Annotated in this window: 15 protein-coding genes; 6 read left to right on the top strand and 9 right to left on the bottom strand. The window is 62.2% G+C overall.

All coding sequences use genetic code 11. From position 1 onward, the window contains the following. Positions 1-61: 61 nt before the first annotated feature. Together ACNFHO_RS05815 and acs are read right to left on the bottom strand one after the other, a co-directional pair. Positions 62-847: an ABC transporter substrate-binding protein gene (locus ACNFHO_RS05815; RefSeq protein WP_416765592.1), complete on the bottom strand. Its 786-nt coding sequence runs from the start codon at positions 845-847 to the stop codon at positions 62-64. Positions 848-1,354: 507 nt separating this feature from the next. Further along, on the bottom strand, positions 1,355-3,316 hold the full coding sequence (gene acs / locus ACNFHO_RS05820) for an acetate--CoA ligase (RefSeq protein WP_416765593.1): 1,962 nt from the start codon (positions 3,314-3,316) through the stop codon (positions 1,355-1,357). Between the two features lie 415 nt (positions 3,317-3,731). On the opposite strand from acs, the gene ACNFHO_RS05825 reads away from it, so the two are divergent. Then, positions 3,732-3,989 carry a DUF2790 domain-containing protein gene (locus ACNFHO_RS05825; protein ID WP_054891937.1) on the top strand — a complete coding sequence of 86 codons (258 nt, stop codon included), beginning with the start codon at positions 3,732-3,734 and terminating at the stop codon, positions 3,987-3,989. Between the two features lie 117 nt (positions 3,990-4,106). Here ACNFHO_RS05825 and ACNFHO_RS05830 read toward each other — a convergent pair whose 3' ends face one another. After that, positions 4,107-5,666 carry a sigma-54-dependent transcriptional regulator gene (locus ACNFHO_RS05830; protein ID WP_416765595.1) on the bottom strand — a complete coding sequence of 520 codons (1,560 nt, stop codon included), beginning with the start codon at positions 5,664-5,666 and terminating at the stop codon, positions 4,107-4,109. 254 nt (positions 5,667-5,920) lie between these two features. On the opposite strand from ACNFHO_RS05830, the gene phhA reads away from it, so the two are divergent. The 4 genes from phhA to ACNFHO_RS05850 all read left to right on the top strand — a co-directional run bounded on the left by phhA (position 5,921) and on the right by ACNFHO_RS05850 (position 8,809). Then, positions 5,921-6,706 carry a phenylalanine 4-monooxygenase gene (gene phhA / locus ACNFHO_RS05835; RefSeq protein ID WP_112898883.1) on the top strand — a complete coding sequence of 262 codons (786 nt, stop codon included), beginning with the start codon at positions 5,921-5,923 and terminating at the stop codon, positions 6,704-6,706. Positions 6,707-6,745: 39 nt separating this feature from the next. Beyond that, a complete protein-coding gene (locus ACNFHO_RS05840; RefSeq protein WP_186666497.1) occupies positions 6,746-7,102 on the top strand; it encodes a 4a-hydroxytetrahydrobiopterin dehydratase in 357 nt (118 codons plus the stop codon). Between the two features lie 292 nt (positions 7,103-7,394). After that, positions 7,395-7,523, top strand: a complete 129-nt coding sequence (locus ACNFHO_RS05845; RefSeq protein ID WP_256216352.1) for a hypothetical protein — start codon at positions 7,395-7,397, stop codon at positions 7,521-7,523. Positions 7,524-7,615: 92 nt separating this feature from the next. Next, positions 7,616-8,809 (top strand): MFS transporter, encoded by a 1,194-nt coding sequence (locus tag ACNFHO_RS05850; protein WP_416765597.1) that lies wholly within the window; start codon positions 7,616-7,618, stop codon positions 8,807-8,809. A 48-nt stretch (positions 8,810-8,857) separates the two neighbouring features. Here ACNFHO_RS05850 and ACNFHO_RS05855 read toward each other — a convergent pair whose 3' ends face one another. Continuing rightward, entirely contained in the window at positions 8,858-11,878 is a 3,021-nt protein-coding gene (locus ACNFHO_RS05855) for an FAD-binding and (Fe-S)-binding domain-containing protein (protein WP_416765599.1), read from the bottom strand. A 173-nt stretch (positions 11,879-12,051) separates the two neighbouring features. Here ACNFHO_RS05855 and ACNFHO_RS05860 point away from each other — a divergent pair, with 173 nt between their 5' ends. Continuing rightward, positions 12,052-12,936 carry a LysR substrate-binding domain-containing protein gene (locus tag ACNFHO_RS05860; RefSeq protein WP_054891943.1) on the top strand — a complete coding sequence of 295 codons (885 nt, stop codon included), beginning with the start codon at positions 12,052-12,054 and terminating at the stop codon, positions 12,934-12,936. A gap of 114 nt (positions 12,937-13,050) precedes the next feature. On the opposite strand, the gene ACNFHO_RS05865 is transcribed toward ACNFHO_RS05860, so the two are convergent. From ACNFHO_RS05865 to ACNFHO_RS05885, 5 genes are all read right to left on the bottom strand, one after another. After that, entirely contained in the window at positions 13,051-14,472 is a 1,422-nt protein-coding gene (locus ACNFHO_RS05865; RefSeq protein ID WP_054891944.1) for an amino acid permease, read from the bottom strand. 648 nt (positions 14,473-15,120) lie between these two features. Further along, a complete protein-coding gene (gene rluB, locus ACNFHO_RS05870) occupies positions 15,121-16,203 on the bottom strand; it encodes a 23S rRNA pseudouridine(2605) synthase RluB (RefSeq protein ID WP_416765602.1) in 1,083 nt (360 codons plus the stop codon). A 149-nt stretch (positions 16,204-16,352) separates the two neighbouring features. Further along, complete coding sequence (gene scpB, locus ACNFHO_RS05875; protein ID WP_063545720.1) at positions 16,353-17,120, bottom strand: SMC-Scp complex subunit ScpB; 768 nt, start codon at positions 17,118-17,120, stop codon at positions 16,353-16,355. Between the two features lie 15 nt (positions 17,121-17,135). Next, entirely contained in the window at positions 17,136-17,834 is a 699-nt protein-coding gene (locus ACNFHO_RS05880; protein WP_162714451.1) for a segregation and condensation protein A, read from the bottom strand. A 125-nt stretch (positions 17,835-17,959) separates the two neighbouring features. Continuing rightward, positions 17,960-18,589 (bottom strand): L-threonylcarbamoyladenylate synthase, encoded by a 630-nt coding sequence (locus ACNFHO_RS05885; RefSeq protein ID WP_081255296.1) that lies wholly within the window; start codon positions 18,587-18,589, stop codon positions 17,960-17,962. Position 18,590: the final 1 nt, after the last annotated feature.

Genomic DNA, 18,590 nt, shown 5'->3' on the forward strand with positions numbered 1-18,590 from the left:
AAATGGTGCAAACCTCAGAGATTCTGCTGTTTGCACCATTGCACAGGTGAAACTCGACGATTTAGTTCGACTCTGGGCCGTAGATGTCGAAGTTGAAGTATTTCTTCTCGATCTCTTTGTACTTGCCGTTGGCGCGGATGGCGTCGATGGCAGCGTTGATGCGATCGGCGTTGGCCTTGTCGCCCTTGCGCACGGCAATGCCGACGCCGTCACCGAAGTACTTCACGTCGGTGAACGACGGACCGACGAAGGCGAAGCCCTTGCCGGCGTCGGTTTTCAGGAAGCCATCTTCGAGCAGAGTGGCATCGGCCACGGTGCCATCGAGGCGACCGGCGGCGACATCCAGGTAGATTTCGTTCTGGGTGCCGTAAGGCACGACGGTGGCGCCCTTAGGTGCCAGCACTTCCTTGGCGAAGCGATCGTGGATAGAGCCGCGCTGTACACCGATCTTCTTGCCCTTGAGTTCGTCGAGGCTGTCGTTGACGGTGGAGCCCTCCTTCATCACCAGACGGGCTGGAGTCAGGTAGTAGCGCTTGGTGAAGTCGACGGACTTCTTGCGATCATCGGTGATCGACATCGACGACAGGATGGCGTCGATCTTGCGCACTTTCAGCGCCGGGATCAGGCCATCGAACTCCTGCTCGACCCAGGTGCACTTGGCTTTCATCTCTTCGCACAGTGCGTTGCCGATGTCGTAGTCGAAACCGGCGATGCTGCCATCAGGCTGCTTGAAGGCGAAGGGTGGGTAGGCGGCTTCGATACCGATCTTCAACGGCTTCTCGTCGGCCTGCGAGACCAGGGAAAACACAGACAGCGCCAGGGCGCCAAGCAGTGCAAGCTTCTTCATCAGGTAACTCCATCGGTACGGGGCAATACCAGGCAGGGACACGATTGCCGGATATGCGAATGAGTACAACGCGAGCCGCGCAGGGTTCGACCAAGGTCGCAGACCACGAGCGAGTGAGTGGCATTTTAACGACAGCCCGGTAGTCGATATTTCTTCAAAGCGACAACTACGTACAGAAGCGCCTGAAGCTGCGGGCGGCGATATTGACAGCTCTTGCGAAACATGCAAGCGCAAAAGGAAAACAACCTTTAGACGAAGCAATAAGCGGGCCTATTATTGGCAAAGCCTTGTAATCCGGCAAGTGCAGGGTGCAAGGCTGCAAAAAACGGCTACAGGATCGCACCCTGAAGGCACAGAACTGTTTCCCTTGGCCCCGTTTGAGTGCAATCACGGTGACAGCAGCGGGTTACCGATGAATGTCGGGTAACAGAATGCAAAAACCCCGCCGTTTACCGGCGGGGTCTGGTTGCAAGGCGCGGGGCAAGGCAGCCTACCCCCAAAGCATCATCACGCGGTCGCCAGGTTCATGGCCTTGTGCGTGTCGATCAGGTGCTGCACCACACCCGGGTCGGCGAGCGTGGAGATATCGCCCAGCGCATCGTACTCACCCGTGGCGATCTTGCGCAGGATACGCCGCATGATCTTGCCCGAGCGAGTCTTGGGCAGGCCTGGCGCCCACTGGATGACATCCGGCGAGGCAATCGGGCCGATCTCCTTGCGCACCCAGTTCTTCAGCTCCTGGCGCAGTTGCTCACTGGACTCCTCGCCGGCATTGAGGGTGACGTAGACATAGATGCCCTGCCCCTTGATGTCGTGCGGCACACCTACCACCGCGGCCTCGGCGACCTTGGAGTGGGCGACCATCGCGCTTTCGATCTCGGCAGTCCCCATGCGGTGCCCCGAAACGTTGAGCACATCGTCCACCCGACCGGTGATCCAGTAGTAGCCATCTTCGTCGCGGCGCGCACCGTCTCCGGTGAAATACATGCCACGGAAGGTCTTGAAGTAGGTGTCGACGAAGCGGTCGTGATCGCCATACAGCGAGCGCGACTGGCCCGGCCACGAATCGAGGATCACCAGGTTGCCCTGGGCCGCACCCTCGATCAGGTTACCCAGGTTGTCCACCAGTGCCGGTACCACGCCGAAGAACGGACGGGTTGCCGAGCCCGGCTTGAGGCCGGTGGCGCCCGGCAGCGGGCTGATCAGGATGCCGCCGGTCTCGGTCTGCCACCAGGTGTCGACGATCGGGCAGCGCTCCTTGCCGACGGTCTTGTAGTACCAGTTCCAGGCCTCGGGGTTGATCGGCTCACCCACCGAACCGAGCAGGCGCAGGCTTGAGCCATCGGCACCGGCGACCGCCGCCTGACCTTCGGCCATCATCGCGCGGATGGCGGTTGGCGCGGTGTAGAGAATGTTGACCTTGTGCTTGTCGACGATTTTGGACACGCGGGTGATGTCCGGGTAGTTCGGCACACCCTCGAACAGCAGGGTGGTCGCGCCATTGGCCAGCGGGCCATAGACGATATAGCTGTGACCGGTGACCCAGCCCACGTCGGCGGTGCACCAGTAGACCTCGCCCTGACGGTAGTCGAACACGCGCTCGTGGGTGAGCGCGGCATAGACCAGATAGCCGCCCGTGGTGTGCAGCACGCCCTTGGGCTTGCCGGTGGAGCCGGAGGTATAGAGGATGAACAGCGCTTCTTCAGCGCCCATCTCTTTGGGGGCGCAATGGCTGGAGGCGACCTTCATCAGGTCTTCGTACCAGATGTCGCGATGCTGGTGCCAGGCGATGTCACCACCGGTGCGCTTGCACACGATGATCTTCTGCACACTGTTGGTTTCAGGGTTGGTCAGCGCCAGGTCGACGTTGGCCTTGAGCGGCGTGCGGCGGCCGCCACGCAGGCCTTCGTCGGCGGTGATGACGACCTTGGACTTGCAGTCGATGATGCGCCCGGCCAGCGCTTCAGGAGAGAAGCCGCCGAATACCACGGAGTGGATGGCACCGATGCGGGCACAGGCCAGCATCGCCACCACGGCTTCCGGGATCATCGGCATGTAGATGGTGACCACATCGCCACGGTGCACGTCCTGGCCACGCAGGGCGTTGGCGAACTTGCAGACCTGCTCGTGCAGCTCGCGATAGGTGATGTTGCGGTGTTCGGAAGGGTCATCGCCTTCCCAGATGATCGCCAGTTGGTCGCCGCGCTCTTCGAGGTGACGATCCAGGCAGTTGTAGGAAACGTTGAGAGTGCCGTCGGCGAACCATTTGATATCGACATGGTGGTCGTCGAACGAGGTCTGCTTGACCTTGGTGAAGGGCTTGATCCAGTCCAGGCGCTGGGCCTGCTCGCGCCAGAAACCGTCCGGGTTGATCACCGATTGCTGGTACATGGCCTTGTAGGTGGCCTCGTCGGTCAGGGTGTTTGCCGCAACCTCGGGACGAACGGGATACAGTGGAGCCGCACTCATCTGTGTTACCTCGGTGTAATAGTTGTTTTTGTATGAGACGGTTTTAACTGTACCAGAGCGACCATGACCATTCGACGTTGGTAGTAACGAACAGCATGCGCCGCGGCGAAATTTCATCAAGGCGCTCTAGCCCGCGGAGCCCCAGGCCATCACTGAAGAATTCGGTACGTTCGTACCCGTGATTGTTACCGATTCTGTCAAAAGCCCGAAAAACTTTATCAAAACCAGATCTTTTTCAATTCGAAGCACACTCCTAGAATTCATCTCGCCAGCAACGGCAAGGCGATTAACTTCTTGTAACAGCCCCCACGAAGGCACGTTAATCCCACTCTAATTCAACAGTAAAACTCTGGATGTACTCGCGGCGCCACAAGTGCCGCGTGCCCCCTCACGACCTTAGACAGGTAAATTGAAAATGAAAGCTTTACTGGTATTGGTACTTGGCAGTGTTTGCAGCGCGGCAATGGCCGACGATGTTGCAACGAACGCCGAGCAGATTCCGGTTGAACAGTACAGTTACTCGCAACACCTGGACATCGCCAAGGTGCTGTCCATGAGCGAAGTCCCGAATGTCTGCGAAGTGGTGCCGGCGCGCATGACCTACGAAGACTCCAAGGGCCAGAAGCACATTCTCGAATACCGCGTGATGGGCAACGGTTGCTCCAACGGCTAACGCCACGGCCCGCTCCCTTCGTCCGCTCTCGACATCTCCGTGGGAGCGGGCTTCTGTAGGAGCGGGCTTGCCCGCGAACACAACACCGCCAATTAAATCTTCATTACTTGAAACTCTTCAATCCACCGACTTGCCCAAGGCGTACTCACGCAACTTGTTGGCAATCGTGGTATGGGAAACACCCAGCCTCTTCCCCAGCGCCCGACTACTTGGAAACTCCGTCATCAAACTTTCCAACACCGCTTTTTCAAAGCGCCCGACGATCTGCGCAAGTTCCCCTTCCAGCGAAAATTCACCCAAGGGTTGTCGTGCACCATAATCCGGCAAACGAATATGTTCGCCCTTGACCACACCGCCCTCACATAACGACACGGCCTGGAACAATACGTTTTCCAGTTGCCGGACATTGCCCGGCCAGTGATATTGACTCAACTTGTCCATCGCCGCCGGCGCCAGGCGTGGCAATGCACAACCGATCTGCCGACTGGCCTGGTCGAGGAAGTGCTGCGCCAGCCCCTCCAGCCCATCCATGCACTCACGCAGTGGCGGAATGTGCAACGACAGCACGTTGAGCCGGTGATAGAGGTCCTGGCGGAACTCGCCCCGCGCGCACAGCTCCGACAGGTCGACCTGGGTGGCGCAGATCACCCGCACATCGAGATAGACCTCCTCGTCGCTGCCGACCCGGCGAAAGCAGCCGTCCTGCAGAAAGCGCAGCAGCTTGACCTGCAGGCGCGGGCTCATCTCCCCTACCCCATCCAGAAACAGCGTGCCGCCCGCGGTCAACTCCAGCAGCCCGAGCTTGCCCTCGGCCCGTGCGCCCTCGAACGCACCCGGGCCGTAGCCGAACAGCTCGGTCTCGGCCATTGACTCCGGCAACCCCGCGCAGTTGAGCGCCATCAGCGGTGCCTGGCCACGCGGGCTGGCCAGGTGACAGGCACGGGCCAGCAATTCCTTGCCGGTGCCGGTTTCGCCCTCGATCAGCAACGGCGCATCCAGCGGCGCCATGCGCCGCGCCTCGCGCACGACCGAGGCCATCACCCGTGAACTCTGGAAGATGCTGTCGAAACCACGCAGCTCCTGCTTGCGCACGTTGTAGATACGCTCGCCGATGCGATCGGCGCGATGCAGGGTCAGCACCGCGCCGGCCAGGGCTTCGCTGTCGTCATGTTCGGACTGTAAGGGCGCGATATCGGCGAGAAACACATCACCCTTGACCTTGATGCGCAACCCGTTGATCCGCGACTGGTTGGCCCGCACCAGTTCCGGAAGGTCGAAATCCTCGACATAGCGCGCCAGCGGCAACCCCGGCACCTCGTCGACCCGTACCCCGAGCAACTGCGCCGCGGCACGGTTGGCTGCAACGATGCTGCCTCCCATGTCGACCGACAGCACCGGAAACTCCAGCGCCCCTAGCAACGCATTGAGCTCCATGTGCCGCCGCTCGCTGGGCATCAAGCCGACGCGCTTGACCCCGAATACCCCGGCGATGGCTTCGAATTTTGGACGCAAGGCCTGGAACTGCAGGTTGATCAGGTTCGGGCAATGCAAATAGATGGCGTTGCCGTGATCGCCGCCGACCTCGCCACGCAACACGTTGATACCGTACTCCACCAACAGGTTGAGGATGTCGCGCAGGATGCCGATGCGGTTCTGGCAGTGGACTTTGATACGCATGAAAGGCCCCGAGGCAACCGACTTTATTCATCGGCGCGCAGAAAATTCGTAAAGATAAGCTGACAAAAATACCTTAACTGCCAGCCTGATACCCTTGATTTTTCGGGGCAACCCTCTATTTGTAAAATTATCGTTACAGAAACACCCCATTCCTTCCTTGTCACCCCGCAGATCGACCCGTGCAAAACCGCCTGCGTAAGGCTATTCCTAGGGCAAGTCCCACATAACAAGAAAGCCCTCACCAGGAGAGCTCCATGAAACAGACGCAATACGTGGCCCGCGAGCCCGATGCGCAGGGTTTTATCGACTACCCGCAGCAAGAGCATGCGGTGTGGAACACCCTGATCACCCGCCAGTTGAAAGTGATCGAGGGCCGCGCATGCCAGGAGTACCTGGACGGCATCGACCAGCTCAAGCTGCCCCATGACCGCATTCCGCAACTGGGCGAAGTCAACAAGGTGCTGGGCGCCACCACAGGCTGGCAGGTCGCTCGCGTGCCGGCGCTGATCCCCTTCCAGACCTTCTTCGAACTGCTGGCCAGCAAGCGCTTCCCGGTCGCCACCTTCATCCGCACCCCGGAAGAACTGGACTACCTGCAGGAACCGGACATCTTCCACGAGATCTTCGGCCACTGCCCGCTGCTGACCAACCCTTGGTTCGCCGAATTCACCCATACCTATGGCAAGCTCGGCCTGGCGGCGACCAAGGAACAACGGGTGTACCTGGCGCGCCTGTACTGGATGACCATCGAGTTCGGCCTCATGGAAACCGCCCAGGGCCGCAAGATCTATGGCGGCGGTATCCTCTCCTCGCCCAAGGAGACGGTCTACAGTCTGTCCAGCGAACCTGAACACCAAGCCTTCGATCCGATCGAAGCCATGCGTACGCCCTACCGTATCGATATCCTGCAGCCGGTGTACTTCGTCCTGCCGAACATGAAGCGCCTGTTCGATCTGGCCCACGAGGACATCATGGGCATGGTCCAGCACGCCATGCAGTTGGGCCTGCACGCCCCGAAATTCCCACCCAAGGCGGCCTGAGCCGTCTTGCCGACAACAACTCGAAAGCGGAAAACCTCCATGAATGCCTTGAACCAAGCCCACTGCGAAGCCTGCCGTGCTGACGCGCCGAAGGTCAGCGACGAAGAGCTGGCCGAACTGATTCGCGAGATCCCGGACTGGAGCGTGGAAGTGCGCGACGGCCACATGGAACTGGAGCGTGTGTTCCTGTTCAAGAACTTCAAGCACGCCCTGGCCTTCACCAACGCCGTCGGCGAAATCGCCGAAGCCGAAGGGCATCACCCCGGCCTGCTCACCGAGTGGGGCAAAGTCACCGTGACCTGGTGGAGCCACTCGATCAAAGGGCTGCACCGCAACGACTTCATCATGTGTGCACGCACCGACAAGGTCGCTGAGACGGCTGAAGGGCGTAAATAACGCCAGCTGGATCGCGTCGTTCTCTTCGCGGCGGCTCCACGCTCCAACAAGCCCGCACCTACAGGAATAGTGACCTACCTGCAGGTGCGAGCTTATCAGGGCGCTGGACCGCCGCGAATGCATTCACAGCAAAACCGAGGCGCACACCGTCCGCTATTCGCCCGCAAAACCGACAAGCGAGAGGGAAAAATCTCAAACTGTCATCCAGACTGCTGTATCCTGCCCCAGCTTTTCAAAAGCTTCCAACGCGCCAAGCGCTGCCCTTTCACTCACACTTGCGAGGAACGACGAGATGCATGAAATCCCGAATCTTCCCTTCCCAAGCCTGAACCCCGAAGAGCAAACCGTCACCGCCCACGCCGCCGAGCCGGCACCTGCTTCGCAGGACAGTGACGATCAATCCAGCGCCGATCAGGAATAACCGCGCATCCCCACCGACCGTGTGAAAACGGCTGACCTGCGGGTCATCCCCGTCATCACGTTTTCACACAGTCCAGAACCTTGAAGGCCCCCATGCCCGATTCACCGCGTCCTCTTGCGGTTACCCTGCAAGTCGTCTCCATCGTTCTCTTCACCTTCATCGGCTACCTGAACATCGGCATTCCCCTCGCCGTGCTGCCCGGCTATGTGCACAACGACCTGGGTTTCAGTGCCGTACTCGCGGGCCTGGTGATCAGCGTCCAGTACCTGGCAACCCTGCTCAGCCGCCCGACCGCCAGCCGTATCATCGACAACCTCGGCAGCAAGAAGGCGGTGATGTGGGGCCTGTTCGGCTGCGGCCTGAGCGGGGTGTTCATGCTGGCCTGCAGCTTCCTCACCCACTTGCCCTGGCTGAGCCTCACTTGCCTGCTCATCGGTCGTCTGGTGCTGGGCAGCGCGGAGAGCCTCGTGGGCTCGGGCTCGATCGGCTGGGGCATCGGCCGCGTCGGCGCCGAACATACCGCCAAGGTCATCTCCTGGAACGGCATCGCCAGTTATGGCGCGCTGGCCGTCGGCGCGCCGCTAGGGGTGCTGATGGTCAAGGGCCTGGGGCTGTGGAGCATGGGCGTGAGCGTCATCCTGCTGGGCATTCTGGGCCTGGCACTGGCCTGGCCCAAGCAGGCAGCACCAGTGGTGGCAGGCAAACGCCTGCCCTTCCTGCAGGTGCTGGGCAAGGTATTCCCGCATGGTTCGGGGCTGGCGCTGGGGTCGATCGGTTTCGGCACCATCGCGACCTTCATCACCCTCTACTACGCCAGCCGCAACTGGCCGAACGCTGCGCTGACCCTGAGCCTGTTCGGCGCCAGCTTCATCTGTGCACGCCTGCTGTTCGGCAATCTGATCAACCGCATCGGCGGCTTTCGCGTGGCCATCGCCTGCCTGTCGGTGGAAACCCTGGGGCTGCTGATGCTATGGCTGGCACCCAACGCCGAGCTGGCCCTGGTCGGCGCCGCGCTGAGCGGATTCGGCTTCTCGCTGGTCTTCCCGGCACTGGGGGTGGAAGCCGTGAACCAGGTTTCGGCAGCCAACCGCGGGGCTGCGGTCGGGGCGTATTCGCTGTTCATCGATCTGTCGCTGGGGATCACCGGGCCGCTGGTCGGTGCGGTGGCCTCAGGCTTCGGCTTCAGGTCGATCTTTCTGTTCGCCGCAGGTGCGGCGGTTTGCGGGCTGGTGCTGAGCCTGTATCTGTACCGCCAGGCACGGCTGGGGCGAGAGCTGCACGGCTGAAGGCTGCGCTGGCCTCTTCGCGGGCACCCCCGCGAAGAGGCCGTGAGATCAGTGCACCAGGTACTGCAACACCACCTCCAACGGATGGCGAAGCTGTTTCTCGGCCATGCGCTTGACCTGGCTACGGCACGAATAGCCCGTCGCTAACGCCTCGCCTTCCTTGTCCAGCTTGGTCGCCCACGACTGCTCGAAGATAGTCTTCGAAGCCTGCTGATTACGCGCCTCGTGCCCGTAGGTGCCCGACATCCCGCAGCAACCGGTGGCCTCGGTGGCAAGCTTGAGCCCCATCCGCGCAAACACCTGCTCCCACTGCCGGGTGCTGGCCGGGACGTTGGTCTTCTCCGTGCAATGCGCCATCAGGCGGAAGCTGCCGCCCTTCCCTGCAGCCTGTTCGGGCAACGCATCCATCAGCCACTCCTGCGGCAACAGCACTGCCGGACAACCCTCCAGGCCATCGACCTTCTGGTATTCCTGGCGATAGACCAGGGTCATCGCCGGATCCAGACCCACCAACTGCACACCGCAATCAGCCAGGGCCTTGAGCTGCCGGCCATTGCGAATCGCCGCCTTGGCGAAGGCGCCGAGGAAGCCCTGCACATGCAGCGGCTTGCCGTTGGCGCTGTAGGGCGCCAGGAACACCTTGTAGCCCAGCCGGTGGGCCAGTTCGATGAACGAAGCCAGCAGCGGCGTCTCGAAGTACCGCGTGAAAGCGTCCTGCACCAGCACGATGCTGCGTTCGCGCTGGGCCGGGGTCAGCTCGCGCAGCGCCGGCACACTGGCCACTCCCACGCGGCAGCGGGTCAGGGTGGACTGGAAGTTGAAGCGGCTGATCAATGGGCTGTCGACCATGCCGACCTTGTCGGCCAGCAGGCGGCTGACCCACTTCGACCCCATCACCGCGTTATACAAGCCCGGCGCATGGGCCAGGTACGGAATGGTGAACTCCAGCGAGCCGATCAGATAGTCACGCAGCGGGCGCTGGTAGCGACCGTGGTAGAGCTCGAGGAAACGTGAACGGAAGTCCGGTACGTTGACCTTGATCGGGCACTGCCCCGCGCACGACTTGCACGCCAGGCAGCCGGCCATGGCGTCGTACACCTCGTGGGAAAAGTCCTCCTGGCCCTGACGCTGGGCCCGCAGGTTGCCCAGGCGCTTGGGCAGGCCCTTGATCCACGACGCCTTGCGCTGGGCCGAGGCCAGCACATCGATATTGGCCTCGCCCTGCAGGCGCAGCCATTCACGGATCAGCGAGGCGCGCCCTTTGGGTGAATGGCGACGCTCACGGGTGGCCTTCCACGACGGGCACATGGCGTCGTTGGGGTCATAGTTGTAGCAGGCGCCGTTGCCGTTGCAGTGCACGGCGCTGCCGAAGCTCTGCCACACGCGCTCGTCGATGTTACGGTCCAGGTCGCCACGCAGGGTGACACCATCGACCGGCGTCAGGCCCTCGGCGCTGTCGGGTGGCGTGCAGATCTTGCCCGGGTTGAGCTGGTTGTAAGGGTCGAATGCGCCTTTGAGCCGCTGCAGGGCCGGGTACAGTTCACCGAAGTATTCCGGCACGTATTCCGAGCGCAGCCCCTTGCCATGCTCGCCCCAGAGCAAGCCGCCATAACGCTTGGTCAGCGCCGCCACCGCATCGGAGATCGGCTTGACCAACGCGGCCTGGGCCGGGTCTTTCATGTCCAGCGCAGGACGCACGTGCAGCACCCCGGCATCGACGTGACCGAACATGCCATAGGCCAGGCCATGGCCATCGAGCAGCGCACGGAATTCGGCGATGTAGTCGGCCAACTGCTCCGGCGGTACCGCGGTATCTTCCACGAACGGCTGCGGCCGCACCTCGCCCTCGACGTTGCCGAGCAGCCCCACCGAACGCTTGCGCATGGTGTAGACACGCGTCACTGCCTCGGCGCCCTCGGCGAGGGTGTGGCCCAACCGCTCGACGCTGGTATCGCTGCGCAGGTGTTCGACGAAGGCCTCGACGCGGGCATTGACCTCGTCCGGCTCGTCGCCGCAGAACTCGACCAGGTTGATACCCAAGGTCGGGCGCTCGGCGTCGGCAGGGAAGTATTCGGCGACGCTGTGCCAGACGATATCCTTCATCGCCAGCATCAGTACCTTGGAATCGACGGTCTCGATCGACAGCGGCTTGTGCGCCATCAGCGCATTGGCGTCGCGCAGGGCGTCCATGAAGCTGGTGTAGCGCACGTTGACCAGCACCGCGTATTTCGGGATCGGCAGCACGTTGAGCTTGGCCTCGACCACATAGCCCAGCGAGCCTTCGGCGCCGCACAGCACGCTATTGAGGTTGAACAGGCCCTGCTCGTCGCGCAGATGCGCCAGGTCGTAACCGGTCAGGCAACGGTTGAGCTTGGGGAAGGTGGTCTCGATCAGCTCGCCTTGGGTCTGCTGGATCTCACGCGCCGTGCGATAGACCTCGCCGACCCGGCCAGATGCGGCGCAGGCCTGCTCCAGCGCAGCGTCGTCGATCGGCAGGCTGTGCAGTCGCTCGCCCCCGAGCAGCACGCTGTGCAGCTCGAGCACGTGGTCACGGGTCTTGCCGTAGGTGCAACTGCCCTGGCCACTGGCATCGGTGTTGATCATGCCGCCGACCGTGGCGCGGTTGGAGGTCGACAGCTCAGGGGCGAAGAACAGCCCGTGCGGTTTGAGCGCAGCGTTGAGCTGATCCTTCACCACACCAGCCTGCACCCGTACCCAACGCTCCTGGGTGTTGATTTCAAGGATGGTGTTCATGTGCCGCGACAGGTCGACGACGATGCCGTCGGTCAGCGACTGGCCGTTGGTCCCCGTACCGCCGCCGCGCGGGGTCAGCTTGATCTGCCGAAAACGCGGCTCGGCCATCAGCGTGGCGACGCGCGCCACGTCGTCGGCATCGAGCGGGAAGACGGCCGCCTGGGGCAGGCGCTGATAGATCGAGTTGTCGGTGGCCAGCACCGTACGGGTGCCGTAGTCGGCGCTGATCTGGCCGCGGAAGCCGCTGGCACCGAGGGCTTCGAGGAATTCGGGGTAGCCGGCGGCAGGCGCACGGACGGGCAACTGGGCGATCATCGAAGGATGGCCTCTTGTATGGGCAGGTTCACGGTCTGGCATCACCGGCAGGCGACGCTCTGTTGCTCATCCGGCATGAATAACTCCGGGCCGGATGACGGATAGGCCAATGTTCCTGTACTTTCCAGCCGAGGGCAAACGGATAATCCTGCCGCTATCGATGAGTTTCATGAATGAATTACCGCCACCTGACCCCATCGATGTCCTTGCTGCTGGCCTTCGAGGCCGCTGCCCGGCATGAAAGCTATACCCGCGCGGCCGTCGAGCTGTCGCTGACCCAGAGCGCAGTCAGCCGCCAGGTCCAGGCGCTGGAGCAGCAACTGGGCCTGACCTTGTTCCGCCGCGAAGGGCGCCAGGTGCAATTGACCGATGTCGGGCGCCTGTATCAGCGCGAGTTGAGCGAAGCCCTTGGGCGTATTCGCAGTGCCACGCTGCAGGCACTCGCCTACCAGTCCGGGGTCGGTACCCTGCGCCTGGCGACACTGCCCACCTTCGGTTCGAAATGGCTGCTGCCGCGCCTGAATGCGTTCTACAGCGCGCATCCCGGGATGCTGGTGCACATTCATTCACGCATCGAGGCGATCAACTTCGACACCAGCGAGATCGATGCCGCCATCGGTGTGGCCAGCCACGACCTGCCCGGCCTGATCTGCCACCGGTTGCATGCCGAGGAACTGGTGGTGATCCTGCCGCCGCAGGCGGCGGGCGCTGCGCAGACATGGACGCCAGCGCGCATCAGCGAAGAGTTGCTGCTCAATGTCGCCAACAATCCGCATGCCTGGGGCGAATGGTTTTCCCATCATGAACTGGCGCATCGCGCCATGCGCCTGGGGCCGAGCTTCGAGCTGACATCGCACCTGATCCAGGCGGTACGCGCCGGGATCGGCATCGGCCTGGTGCCAAGGATTCTGGTGGCCGAAGAACTGGCCAAGGGCGAGCTGTTCAGCCCGGGCGAGGCGTTTGCAAGCCAGCGCAGCTACTACCTGATCTATCCGCCGCGCAACGAGGCGCTGCCCTCGCTCAGGGCGTTTCGCGGGTGGTTGTTGGAGCAGATTTAGCGGTTGCCTGGTTGGGCGCTTTCGCGGGCAAGCCCGCTCCCACAGGGCCCGATCAGACAACAAAAAACCCGGCACCAGCCCCTGGCACCGGGTTTCCCGAATCAAGCTACCGGCTTACTTGGCCACGCTACCCGCCGCAGTACCGGCCTGCGCCATGCGCTTGCTCTTGATCACATAGAACACATACATCACCACCAGCCACACCGGGATCGCATAGACCGAAATCTGGATCCCTGGAATCTGCAGCATGATGCCCAGGATCAGCACCACGAAGGCCAGGCACAGGTAGTTGCCGTACGGGTACCACAGCGCCTTGAACAGCGGTTTCTGGCCGGTACGGTCAAGGTGCTGGCGGAACTTCAGGTGCGAGTAACTGATCATCGCCCAGTTGATCACCAGCGCCGCGACCACCAGCGACATCAGCAACTCCAGGGCATGCTGCGGCATGAAGTAGTTGAGCAGCACGGCAATCAGGGTGAACGCTGCCGACGCCAGGATCGCCCGAACCGGCACGCCACGACGGTCGATCTTCGCCAGGCCCGCCGGCGCATCGCCCTGCTCGGCCATGCCGTAAAGCATGCGCGCATTGCAGTAGGTGCCGCTGTTGTACACCGACAGTGCCGCGGTCAGTACCACGAAGTTCAGCAGATGCGCCGCCACGTCACTGCCCAGCAGCGAGAACACCTGGACGAACGGGCTGCTGCCGTAGCTGCCGCCGGAAGCATCGATGCTGGCCACCAGGCTGTCCCACGGGGTCAGCGACAGCAGCACCACCAGGGCACCGATATAGAAGATCAGGATGCGGTAGATGACCTGGTTGATCGCCTTCGGAATCACGGTCTTGGGCTTGTCGGCTTCGGCCGCGGTGAAACCGAGCATTTCCAGGCCACCGAAGGAGAACATGATGATCGCCAGCGCCATCACCAACCCGCTCACGCCATTGGGGAAGAAGCCACCATGGCTCCACAGGTTGGTCACCGAGGCGTCCGGGCCGCCGCTGCCGCTGGTGAGCAGATACGCGCCCAAGGCGATCATGCCGACGATGGCGGCCACCTTGATGATCGCGAACCAGAACTCGGCCTCGCCGAACACCTTGACGTTCATCAGGTTGATCGCGTTGATCAGCAGGAAGAAGCCCGCCGCAGTGACCCACGTCGGGATCTCCGGCCACCAGTAGTGGACGTACTTGCCGACCGCGGAGAGCTCCGACATACCCACCAGGATGTACAGCACCCAGCAGTTCCAGCCCGACAGGAAGCCCGCGAAGCCGCCCCAGTACTTGTGAGCGAAATGGCTGAAGGAGCCGGCCACAGGCTCTTCGACGATCATCTCGCCGAGCTGGCGCATGATCATGAAGGCGATGAAGCCACAGATGGCGTAGCCAAGGATCATCGAGGGGCCGGCGGATTTCATCACCCCGGCCGAACCGAGGAACAGGCCGGTACCAATGGCGCCGCCCAGGGCGATCAGCTGGATATGGCGGTTTTTCAAGCCACGCTTGAGTTCGCCTGACGACTGCGAATTGTGTCCACTCATGAACGAAGTCACCTGCTTGTTTTTATCTGTGACGGAATCGGACCCGCCGCGCTCGTGGCACAGCGGAATGAGGCAAGGTGGTTACCTTGGGTTCCCGGACCCTGGCGCCGCGCCTGGCACGGAGCCTGAGGCGGATCAGCCGGGAGTCGGCGAGAATGCGTGGTACGCGAGGGGGTCACAGGTAAAACGCGGCGCATTGTATACCCCTGCGAGCGCGCAGGCATCAACGCGTTGCGTCGTTTCCTCGGGAAAAAACGCAGCGGTCCTGTGGCAAGGGCCATCAATGGCGTAGTGATCGGCGTACATGGCGCCTCCATTTGTTGTTGTGTAGGCCCGACTGCAGTGGTGGGCTGATGCACATGGCAATGCCCGTCATATCAGCGCGAGGCGGGGCTTTGGGCAATAGTAAGAATGGCCGGCGCAAGGCTCTACAGCGCGGCATGCGGCAAGATCTGTTTACAGCAAATTGCAAAGCAGGAAACCGAACGGCAATTGCGGCAAACTTCGTATAAATTTCGTTACAAGGTGGTTCAAAAACTTTCCAACGTGACGAAAAATCCTTCTTGTTCAGCGGTTTGAGGGCTCGCAGTTTTCGACCAGGCACAAAAAAGCCAGCCCGAAGGCTGGCCCTTTCACTGCAGGATGCGATCACCCACGCGGCTTGCCACGACCACGGCCAACCGGCTTGTCGCCTTCGGCACGCGCAGGACGCTTGCGCATCTCGCTAGGGCGTTCGGCAACGGTGCTGCCACGGCCACCCTTGCGCGGTGCTTCCTCACGAGCCGGACGCGCCGGACGCTCGCTGGCCGCGCGCGGCTGACGCTCGCCGGCATCCTTGGCTGGGCGCAAGTCACGTACGCGCTCGCCACGACCCATGGGGCGCGTGGACTTGCGCTGCAAGCGCTCGAGCTTGTCCTTGGCCTTGAGGTTGAGGGTCGGCAGCGCCACCGGATGCAGGCCGACTTCGGCGGCCAGGATGTCGATCTCGCCCTGGCTCATTTCACGCCAGCGACCCATCGGCAGGTCGGAGTTGAGGAACACCGGGCCGAAGCGCACACGCTTCAGGCGGCTGACCACCATGCCCTGGGACTCCCACAGGCGACGCACCTCCCGGTTGCGGCCTTCCATCACCACACAGTGGTACCAGTGGTTGAAGCCTTCACCACCCGGCGCCTTCTGGATATCGGTGAACTTGGCCGGGCCGTCCTCGAGCATCACGCCCGCTTTGAGGCGTTCGATCATCTCGTCGTCGACCTCGCCACGGACACGCACCGCGTACTCGCGGTCCATCTCGTAGGAAGGGTGCATCAAGCGGTTGGCCAATTCACCGTCGGTGGTGAACAGCAGCAAGCCAGTGGTATTGATGTCGAGACGACCGATGTTGATCCAGCGGCCCTCTTTCGGGCGCGGCAGGCGGTCGAACACGGTCGGACGGCCTTCAGGGTCGTCACGGGTGCAGATCTCGCCATCGGGCTTGTTGTACATGATGACGCGGCGGGTCGCCTCGGCGGCTTCCTCACGCTTGATCAGCTTGCCGTCGACAGCGATGGCATCGTGCAGGTCGACGCGCTGGCCGAGGGTAGCCTCGACGCCATTGACCTTGATGCGGCCTTGGCTGATCCAGGCTTCGACGTCACGGCGCGAACCGACACCGATACGTGCCAGCACTTTCTGCAGCTTTTCGCCGGACGGTGGGGTGATCTGGGTTTCTTGCAGGTCTTTGTCACTCATCTGGGCACCTCCCGGTGTACGGTGTAGTGAAAGCGGTTTGGCGGCGGATGCGCCAAGGGGCGCGTATTGTACGCGGTTCATGCAGCTGGCGCATCGGGATGAGAAAGTTTTTCTGCCCGGCGGTTAGCCCGTGAAAGGGTCAGCGCAGATCAGGACTTGTCCTCATCCTCGACCACATCCTCTTCCTCGCGTAAGTCATCGAAGTCGATCTTGAGCCCTTCTTCCATGGCATCCAGCTCCACCAGCAAGCTGCGGAAGCTGGTCTCCTCCTTCGGCTCACCCTCGTCTTCAGGCCCATCCTCGCCCAGGCTGGCATCGGCCAACGCCTGCAGGTGCGCGGGCACCGGCGCATCGTCCAGGTCGTCGAGCACAGGTTCTGGCTCCATCTCGCGCAACTCGGCCAGGGGCGGCAACTCATCGAGGCTCTTGAGATTGAAATGATCGAGAAACGCCTTGGTGGTGGCGAACATGGCCGGGCGGCCAGGCACTTCGCGGTAGCCGACGATGCGGATCCACTCGCGTTCCATCAGGGTCTTGATGATGTTGCTGTTGACTGCCACCCCACGCACATCTTCGATCTCGCCACGGGTGATCGGCTGACGGTAGGCAATCAAGGCCATGGTCTCGAGCAGCGCCCGGGAATAGCGCTGCGGGCGCTCCTCCCACAGGCGACCGACCCAGGGTGCGAAGTCCTCACGAATCTGCAGACGGTAGCCGCTGGCCACTTCCTTGAGTTCGAAGGCGCGACCATTGCACGACTTGCCGAGCACCTCCAGGGCCTTCTTGAACACGGCCGGCGCCGGTCGCTCTGCCTCCTCGAACAATTCGAAGAGACGCTCCAGGGACTGTGGCTTGCCTGAGGCCAGCAAAAAGGCCTCGATCAGCGACGCAAGGTCGCGGGGTTCGTTCAGGTTCATCGGCGCTCTTTACTGTCACTCGGCCCGGGCACGGACATGGATCGGGGTGAAAGGCTCATTCTGCACCAGTTCGATCAGCGATTCCTTCACCAGCTCGAGAATCGCCATGAAGGTGACCACCACGCCAAGCTTGCCCTCCTCGACGCTGAACAGCTCGATGAAGGGTACGAAGCCTCCGCCCTTCAGACGCTCGAGCACCTCGCTCATGCGCTCGCGGGTCGACAAGGTCTCACGGGTGATCTGGTGGCTTTCGAACAAGTCGTTGCGGCGCATGACTTCGGCCATCGACAGCAGGATTTCTTCCAGCGCGACGTCGGGCAGCAATTTGCGCACCTTGGCCTGCGGCGCCTCCAGTTGTGGCACCAGCACCTCGCGCCCGATCCGCGGCAGCTCGTCGATACCCTCGGCGGCCGCCTTGAAGCGTTCATACTCCTGCAGGCGGCGGATCAGCTCGGCGCGCGGATCGCCCTCTTCTTCCTCGATTTCACTGGAGCGCGGCAGCAGCATGCGCGACTTGATCTCGGCCAGCATGGCAGCCATCACCAGGTATTCGGCAGCCAGCTCCAGGCGCACCGACTTCATCAGCTCGACGTAGCCCATGTATTGCCGGGTGATCTCGGCCACGGGGATGTCGAGAATATCGATGTTCTGCTTGCGGATCAGGTACAGCAGCAGGTCCAGCGGGCCCTCGAAGGCTTCGAGGAAGACTTCCAGGGCGTCCGGCGGGATGTACAGGTCGACCGGCATTTCGGTCAGGGCTTCGCCATAGACCAGCGCCAGTTGCAGTTGCTGCGGTACCTCGCCTTCGACCGGCGGCGCTTCGGGGGCCTGCACCTGGTTCACGCGTTGACCAGGAAGGGTGTGGGATCGCCGCAGCCTTCGCGGATCAGCTGTGGCTCGTCACCGGACAGGTCGATGATGGTGGACGCCTTCAGATCGCCGAAGCCGCCGTCGATGACCAGATCGACGTGGTGCTCCAGGCGTTCGCGGATTTCGTAGGGATCGGTCATCGGCTCATCGTCGCCGGGCAGGATCAGGCTGACGCTCATCAACGGCTCGCCCAGTTCCGCGAGCAGCGCCAGGGTGATGCCATGGTCCGGCACGCGCAGGCCGATGGTACGGCGTTTTTCATGCAGCAACAGGCGCGGCACCTCGCGGGTCCCGTTGAGAATGAAGGTGTAAGGGCCGGGTATATGGGCCTTGAGCAGGCGGAAGGTGCCGGTATCGACCTTGGCATACAACCCCAGCTGCGACATGTCGCAGCACATCAAGGTGAAATTGTGCGTTTTATTCAGGCCGCGCAGGCGCCGGACCCGCTCGATCGCCGCCTTGTCGCCGATCTGACAACCCAGGGCGTATGCCGAGTCGGTCGGATACACCACCACCCCGCCCTTGCGGATGATCTCCACGGCCTGCTTGATCAGGCGCGCTTGCGGGTTCTCCGCATGAATCTGGAAGAATTGACTCACG

It is taken from the genome of Pseudomonas sp. NY15374 (assembly GCF_048068255.1).
GTDB classification, from domain to species: Bacteria; Pseudomonadota; Gammaproteobacteria; order Pseudomonadales; family Pseudomonadaceae; genus Aquipseudomonas; species Aquipseudomonas machongensis.